The organism is Salinivibrio sp. MA440 (genome assembly GCF_001996265.1).
Taxonomy (GTDB): domain Bacteria; phylum Pseudomonadota; class Gammaproteobacteria; order Enterobacterales; family Vibrionaceae; genus Salinivibrio; species Salinivibrio costicola.
Genome location: NZ_MUFI01000030.1, coordinates 34717 through 42778 on the forward strand (window position 1 = coordinate 34717; position 8062 = coordinate 42778).

The window sequence follows — 8062 nt, forward strand, 5'->3', positions numbered from 1 at the left end:
CTAGATGTAACAAGTTGTAAGCACCGGCGCAAGCACCTTTCTTAGTGCTCAGGGTTTCATCAGTCAGAGGGTGTCGGTAGAATGAGCGCCAGTTTGAGTAACGAGCTTGATTATGTCCGCCACCCCCGCTCATGTCGATACACCAACGGCGACCGACGCCGCTACCATTGACCCTGCCACGAGTCCTGCCCACCAGGTACTCAAAGCGGTGTTTGGTTATCATCAATTTCGCGAGGGTCAGCAAGCGGTGATTGACGCAGCGATTGCTGGCCGTGATGCCTTGGTGATTATGCCAACCGGAGGCGGGAAATCACTGTGCTATCAGATCCCTGCGTTGGTACGTACTGGTTTGACCGTGGTGATTTCGCCTTTGATCTCGTTGATGAAAGATCAGGTTGATCAGCTCAATGCCAATGGCGTCACGGCGGCTTGCTTAAACTCGGCGATGACCCCCGAGGCGCAAGCGGAGACTTTGCGCGCCTTAAACCATGGCGAGGTGAAACTGCTGTACGTGTCGCCTGAGCGTGCCCTGGGCCGTGATTTTCTTCATCGCTTAAGTGATTGGCAACTTGGATTAGTGGCGGTGGATGAAGCGCACTGTATTTCCCAGTGGGGGCATGACTTTCGCCGCGAATACGCCTCTTTGGGTCAGCTGAAACAGCATTTCCCCGATGTGCCGGTGATGGCGCTGACGGCGACCGCGGATGCCACCACGCGCGAGGACATTCTATCTCGCCTTACCCTGAACGATCCGCTGGTGCATCTGGGCAGCTTTGATCGCCCGAATATTCGTTACACGCTATTAGAAAAGCATAAACCCTTAGCGCAATTGGTGCATTTTTTAACTGGCCTACGCGGTCAGTCGGGCATTGTGTATTGCAATAGTCGCAAGCGAGTAGAGCAGGTCGCGCAAAAACTGTGCGACAACAATATGCTCGCCGCTGCTTACCATGCAGGGATGACCACTGAGGCGCGCGGGTCGGTGCAAGAGGCGTTCCAACGTGATGATGTCAATATTGTGGTGGCGACCGTGGCATTTGGCATGGGGATTAATAAGCCCAATGTTCGCTTTGTGGTGCATTACGATGTACCGCGCAATATTGAGTCTTACTATCAAGAAACCGGCCGTGCCGGACGAGACGGACTACCGGCTGAAGCGGTGTTGCTGTATGACCCCTCAGATATGGGGTGGCTTCATCGCTGTTTGGAAGAAAAGCCCGAGGGGCCACAAAAGCAGGTCGAAAGCCATAAACTGACTGCGATGGGCGCGTTTGCCGAAGCGCAAACCTGTCGCCGTTTAGTGCTCCTGAACTACTTTGGCGAAAACCGCCAAACCCCGTGTGGCAACTGTGATATTTGTCTCGACCCACCTACTCACTTCGATGGCACTGAGCAAGCGCAAAAAGCGCTGTCATGCGTCTACCGTGTCAACCAAAGCTTCGGGGTCGGGTATGTGGTTGAAGTGCTGCGCGGAATGCAAAATCAGCGCATTAAAGATCATGGTCACGACAAGCTATCGACCTATGGCATCGGGCGAGAGTGGAGTCATGAATACTGGGTAAGCATTATTCGCCAATTGATCCACCGCGGTTATCTGTTGCAAAACATTGCTCGCAGCTCGGTGTTGCAGTTGACTGAACAAGCGCGGCCACTATTGCGTAGCGAAATGGCGCTTGAATTGGCGGTACCACGTATCGGCCTCAGCCCACGCACCAAAGCCAATAAGCTGAGTCAGCGCCATTACGACAAAAAGCTATTTGCCAAGTTGCGTAAGTTACGTAAAGCGATTGCCGATGAGGAAGATATTCCACCGTATGTGGTGTTTAACGATGCCAGCTTGATGGAAATGGCCGAGATGCTGCCTTCCTCACACGCTGAGCTGTTGGCGGTCAGTGGCGTCGGCCAGCGCAAACTGGAAAAATTCGGCGATGCGTTTTTAGATTTAATTGACGATCACCTGGGCATCAGTGAGTACGGTTATGGTACCGAGTAATTGGCTTTTGATTGAATCAGACTGTGCCTTGGCATTTTCTCAGCCACAGCTTGATGCGGATAATGCCGAGCTTATCTGTCAGCCATTGCTTGACGTGTTACAAGCTCAAGTACTGGAAAGCCAGCAAGACGCCGACATGATGACCTGGCTAATTGACTTTGAAGGCACGCGTCTGATGCTCAAAGCGGCCCATTACACCCAGAGCGTATGGTTGGAGCCATTGGAGAGTGATGGTGATGAAGTGATAGCCTTCTTGCGGCGCTGGTGGATACGTCATCCGCCTCTTTAAATTACACTGGCACCGTCGATTGATTGCTGTATAATTCGCCACCTCGCGCTGCCTGTTGATAGGTAGCTAAGTATTTTGGGTTCCCTCGCCCCCAATAACAAAAAGGTGCACTATGAGCCACTTTTCTCTCGCTCAGAAGCGTAAAGCGCTGAGTTACCTCGTTATATTCCATCTAATCATTATTGCCTCCAGTAATTACTTGGTGCAGATCCCTTTTACCGTTTGGGGCTTCCACACCACCTGGGGAGCGTTTACCTTTCCGTTTATTTTTTTGGCTACCGATCTGACCGTCAGGATTTATGGCCCTGGGTTAGCACGTCGCATCATTTTATTCGTAATGATGCCGTCGCTGCTGATTTCGTATGTGCTTTCGGTGTTGTTTTATCAAGGTAGCTACCAAGGTATTGAGCAGTTAGGCCACTTTAATCTCACCGTCGCTCGGATTGCGATTGCCAGCTTTATGGCGTATCTACTGGGTCAGATTTTAGATATTCATGTGTTCAATCGCTTACGCCAGCAGCGCCAATGGTGGGTGGCCCCCAGTTGCTCCACCTTGTTTGGTAACGCATCAGACACGCTCGCTTTTTTTGCGATTGCGTTCTATCAAAGCCAAGATACCTTTATGGCGGAGCACTGGGTTGAAATTGCCCTGGTCGACTACGCCTTTAAGCTGATTATTAGTTTGGGGCTGTTTATTCCTATGTATGGGGTGTTGCTCAACCTGATTATCCGACGTATCACACAAGTGAGTCCGTCGGGGGCGGTGCAGCAAACGTCCTAATCAGTAGCAGAATAAAGAGTCGCATCGCGGCTCTTTTTTTACGTCAATGCGAGGAGGTGAGATGGAAATTCGTGCTGGGCACTTAGAAGATGCGGCAACAGTGCTTAACAGCGTGCCCGAGTTGGATGCAGGTGTATCCTTGGAGCAATGTCACGCGCGATTAGCGGGACGCAAAGCATTGGTATTGGTCGCGTATCAAAACGGTGAGCCTGTGGGGGCGAAAATAGGCTATGCCACCAGTCAGACGCAGTTTTATAGCTGGCTGGGCGGGGTGAGCAAAGCGGCGCGAGGTCAAGGGGTAGCGAAAGCGCTGCTACAGGCTCAAGAAGCGTGGGTAGCGGCTTCTGGCTATCAAACACTTGCGGTCAAATCACGCAACCGCTTTACCGCGATGGTGTGCATGCTGGTGCGTCATGGCTATCAGATGGTGGCATTGGAGCAAAAAGGTCAGCTTACCGATTACCGGCTTTATTTTGAGAAGCAGATCAATAAATGTACAGCGAATAAAAAATAAACGTATTTTCTTCTTGATTAACGATAATGAGAATGGTTATTATTAACTTGCACTCAGGGACATGACACGACGTTCCTGAAGGCACGACATTGCTCACATTGCTTCCAGTGTATTAGCGGGGCGCTTATCAAACAGTGATTAAGTTAGTCCGTTTTTTGCTAGGCGACATCTTTCGGGATGTCGCTTTTTTCTTTTTGGGCGCTGGCTTTTCGAACCAGGAGTGTTGGCGTGATGGCGGTGGGTGCAATAACAGTTTGATGACAGCGAATGAGTCTGAGCACAAGATCAATAAATGAAAAAGATTATCAACTAAGTGTTGAAAATGGTAATGAGAATGGTTATTGTTAACTTGTCTTCAGGGCAAAGCCCACAAGCTAGGCGTTGAAGGCACGACATTGCTCACATTGCTTCCAGTGTATTGGGGCCAGCAAACTGTTACTAGACAGCTTTGTTTTTGCGCTCACTTGTTACAGCGACGCCCACCTCGGCGTCGCTTTTTTCTTTGTGTCTTTCTTTTTCCCGTTATTATTTGCTTAGGCGAGCTCAACCAGTTTTTTCACCATCCGATTGATACCACTAGCTGCGTCCGAAACAGACGTTGCTAGCATATAGGCCGGTGTGGATAGCAGATGATGGCGCTGATCCAGCACATAATCCGATACTGGGCAGTCAATATGTTCACCCCCCATACGATTAAAGGCGGCAGCGATATCAGGTTCATTGCCAATGGTGCCTTTTACACCTTTTGGATAGATCTGCGGGATCATGATTGGTGCGATACACATATAACCGGCGGGCTTTTCTGCACGCATAAAAGCTTGGCAAACCGCAAACATATCTTGGTGTACCTGCACCGGATCGCCATTGTAAGCAAAGTCTGACAAGTTCTTGGCTGCACCAAAGCCACCGGGGACCAGTAAGGCGTCGAAGTCATCGACGTTTAAATCGGTAAGCGGAAGAATCTCACCACGAACAATACGGCTGGCTTCGGTGAGCACATTGCGCGTTTCGTTCATCGGCTCACCAGTACGATGATCGATCACATGGTGCTGATCGATATCTGGTGCGAAACACTGCCATTGCGCATTGTTTTGTTCTAGTGCTAGCAGCGACAATACGGTCTCTTGGATCTCTGCGCCGTCAAACACGCCGCAGCCAGATAAGATCACAGCCACCTTTTTCATCACGCTCTCCTTGTATCGAGATTAAAAATATCGCAATCAGTGTGGGCAATGCACAACGATCAACGACGCTAATATAGGCTACGTTTATCAGTGTCGCATTGGTACTGGGTTAGGCGAAAGCTTAGCGAACTTCGGCAATGAAATTGGTGATTATCTCCGCAGTTTATGATGACTTTCTCTGCAACCTTGAGACCCATAGCGATTTCTTTTTCCACACCACAAGATCCTTGTTCGATCAAGATCAGGATCCTTTGTTTTTATTTATCTGTTTGATTATTAAAGGTTAAAAATTTATTTTTCTTCTCTATTTAGACAAGCCAAAAACCCTATAAAATATTTACCAACAAAGTTATCCACAGATAGACGACGCGATGGGAAAAACCATGGTTAACAGGGGTCACGACTCGTGGCATGCTTAACGACTAACGTGTTTAACTGGCAATCAAGATACTGATATGGCAACTCTTCCCGATAACCCCCTCATCCTGGTGGATGGATCCTCTTATCTTTACCGGGCTTACCATGCGTCACCCAGCCTCACCAATAGTGAAGGTGAGCCGACGGGTGCGGTCTATGGTGTGGTGAATATGCTGCGTAGTTTATTGCGCCAATACCCGCATTCTCATGTCGCGGTGATTTTTGATGCCAAAGGGAAGACGTTCCGCGATGACATGTACGAACAGTACAAAGCGAATCGTCCACCGATGCCAGATGACTTACGTGGGCAAATAGCCCCCCTGCATAAGATCATTAAAGCAATGGGGTTGCCTTTACTTGCGGTAGAGGGGGTCGAAGCCGATGACGTTATCGGCACACTTGCCACTCAGGCCTCACAAGCCGGAATGCCGGTACTGATCAGCACCGGCGACAAAGATATGGCTCAATTAGTGGACGAGCATGTCACCTTAATCAACACCATGACTAATGTGGTGATGGACCCGGATGCGGTGCGTGATAAGTATGGCTTTGGTCCTGAGCATATTATTGATTATCTCGCGCTGATGGGTGATAAAGTCGATAACATTCCTGGCGTGCCGGGGGTGGGCGATAAAACTGCGACGGCGTTGATTGCCAACCTCGGCGGCTTGGATGATATCTACGCCAATCTGGATAAAATTGCTGAGCTGAGCTTCCGCGGCGCCAAGAGCATGGCAAAAAAGCTAACGGACAATAAAGAGGGCGCCTATCTTTCCTATCAGTTGGCTACTATCAAATTAGATGTGGCGCTTGATTTCACCCCGCAACAACTGATTAAGCAAGCACCTGATAATGATACTTTGGTAGCCATGTACCGCGATTTACAGTTCCGTCGTTGGCTAAAAGAGCTCGACGAGGGAGATGCGCCAGAGGAATCAACCTCTGATGAGCCTTTATCGCAGGCAGTCTGTATCGATCGTGATCATTATCAAACCGTACTCACGCGCGAGTCACTGGAAACATGGTTAGAGAAAATTCGTCAAGCTGACGTGGTGGCGGTGGATACGGAAACCGATAGCCTTAACTATATGGAAGCCAACCTGATTGGTATTTCATTTGCGGTGGCGCCGGGCGAAGCGGCTTATGTACCGGTGGCCCATGATTATCTCGAAGCGCCTGAGCAGCTATCACTGGAAGATGTCATCACTGTATTGCGCCCTTGGTTGGAAGATCCCGCGGCGGCGAAAGTCGGCCAAAACCTAAAGTATGATGCCAGTGTCTTTGCGCGCCACGGGATCACATTAAAAGGGATAGCCTACGACACCATGCTGGAGTCGTACGTGTACAACAGTGTCGCGGGGCGTCATGACATGGACAGTCTCGCTGAGCGTTACTTACAGCATACCTGCATTAGCTTTGAAGAAATTGCGGGTAAAGGAAAAAAGCAGCTCACCTTCAATCAGATCCCGTTAGAACAGGCCGCACCCTATGCCGCGGAAGATGCGGATATTACCCTACGTTTACATCAGTATTTGATTGGACGAGTCACCAGTGATGAAAAGTTAAAAACCATTTTTGAGTTTTATGAAATGCCACTGGTCAGTGTGCTATCGCGCATGGAACGTCATGGTGTATTAATTGACAAAGACAAGCTGGCGACGCAATCAGAAGCGCTGCATACCCGTTTGATTGAGCTTGAGCGTGAAGCGTTTGAGATTGCCGGCGAAGAGTTTAACTTAAGCTCGCCGAAGCAATTACAGGCGATTTTATTTGAGAAGATGGGTCTGCCTGTGGTCAAGAAAACCCCGTCAGGTAGCCCGTCGACCAATGAAGAAGTGCTGCAAGAGCTCTCGCTCGATTACCCGTTGCCTGCGCGTATCTTGGAGTATCGTGGCCTTGCGAAACTCAAATCAACCTACACGGATAAACTGCCACGCATGATCAATGCACAAACGGGCCGCGTGCATACCTCGTATCATCAAGCGGTCACAGCCACTGGGCGTTTATCGTCAACCGATCCAAACTTACAGAATATCCCGATTCGGAACGAGCAGGGTCGCCGTATTCGTGAAGCCTTCACCGCGGAACCGGATCATACGATTTTAGCGGTGGATTACTCGCAGATCGAATTACGGATTATGGCGCACCTATCCGGTGATAAAGCCTTGTTAGAAGCGTTCCGTGAGGGCAAAGATATTCACGCAGCCACGGCGGCCGAAGTGATGGGGGTGAGTCTTGATGAGGTCACCAGTGAGCAGCGTCGCCGCGCCAAAGCGATCAACTTTGGTTTGATTTATGGTATGAGTGCCTTTGGCCTCTCACGCCAGCTTGGTATTGGTCGCCATGAAGCGCAAACCTACATGGACACCTACTTCGATCGTTATCCAGGCGTGAAAGCATATATGGATAGCACCCGTGAGCAAGCCGCAGAAAAAGGTTATGTGGAGACTATCTTTGGCCGTCGTTTGTACTTACCTGAAATAAAATCACGCAATGGCATGCGTCGCAAAGGAGCCGAACGTGCGGCTATCAACGCGCCGATGCAAGGTACCGCCGCCGATATTATTAAGCGTGCAATGATATTGGTTGATCAGTGGATTCAGGCCAACGCCGCGGATGACGCGCGTCTGGTGATGCAAGTTCACGATGAGCTGGTGTTGGAAGTAAAAACGTCATCTATGTCCAAAGTTGAAAGCCAAGTACGAAAATTGATGGAGTCGGCGGCTGTACTTGATGTGCCCTTAATTGCTGAGGCAGGATTTGGCGATAACTGGGGAGAAGCCCACTAAGTTTACGGTTTTTATCTATATATCGACCTTTTAGTATAAAGAGCCGAATGCGAATTCGGCTTTTTTTTGTTTAGTATCCAACTGATCTATGGTGG

The 8062-nt window shown here is 49.6% G+C and carries 6 protein-coding genes; 5 read left to right on the forward strand and 1 reads right to left on the reverse strand.

From position 1 onward, the window contains the following. The first annotated feature begins 112 nt into the window (after positions 1–112). The 4 genes from recQ to BZG80_RS10510 all read left to right on the forward strand — a co-directional run bounded on the left by recQ (position 113) and on the right by BZG80_RS10510 (position 3577). Positions 113–1993 carry an ATP-dependent DNA helicase RecQ gene (gene recQ, locus BZG80_RS10495; protein ID WP_077679294.1) on the forward strand — a complete coding sequence of 627 codons (1881 nt, stop codon included), beginning with the start codon at positions 113–115 and terminating at the stop codon, positions 1991–1993. After that, on the forward strand, positions 1980–2282 hold the full coding sequence (locus tag BZG80_RS10500) for a DUF3630 family protein (RefSeq protein ID WP_077679295.1): 303 nt from the start codon (positions 1980–1982) through the stop codon (positions 2280–2282). Before recQ ends, BZG80_RS10500 begins: the two co-directional genes overlap by 14 nt. A 112-nt stretch (positions 2283–2394) precedes the next feature. Next, entirely contained in the window at positions 2395–3063 is a 669-nt protein-coding gene (locus BZG80_RS10505; RefSeq protein ID WP_077679296.1) for a 7-cyano-7-deazaguanine/7-aminomethyl-7-deazaguanine transporter, read from the forward strand. 61 nt (positions 3064–3124) lie between these two features. After that, on the forward strand, positions 3125–3577 hold the full coding sequence (locus BZG80_RS10510) for a GNAT family N-acetyltransferase (RefSeq protein WP_077679297.1): 453 nt from the start codon (positions 3125–3127) through the stop codon (positions 3575–3577). 533 nt (positions 3578–4110) lie between these two features. Here the strand turns inward: BZG80_RS10510 and elbB are convergent. Beyond that, positions 4111–4761 (reverse strand): isoprenoid biosynthesis glyoxalase ElbB, encoded by a 651-nt coding sequence (gene elbB, locus BZG80_RS10515; protein ID WP_077669778.1) that lies wholly within the window; start codon positions 4759–4761, stop codon positions 4111–4113. A gap of 455 nt (positions 4762–5216) precedes the next feature. Here elbB and polA point away from each other — a divergent pair, with 455 nt between their 5' ends. Continuing rightward, positions 5217–7967: a DNA polymerase I gene (polA, locus tag BZG80_RS10520; RefSeq protein WP_077679298.1), complete on the forward strand. Its 2751-nt coding sequence runs from the start codon at positions 5217–5219 to the stop codon at positions 7965–7967. The last annotated feature ends 95 nt before the right edge of the window (positions 7968–8062 follow it).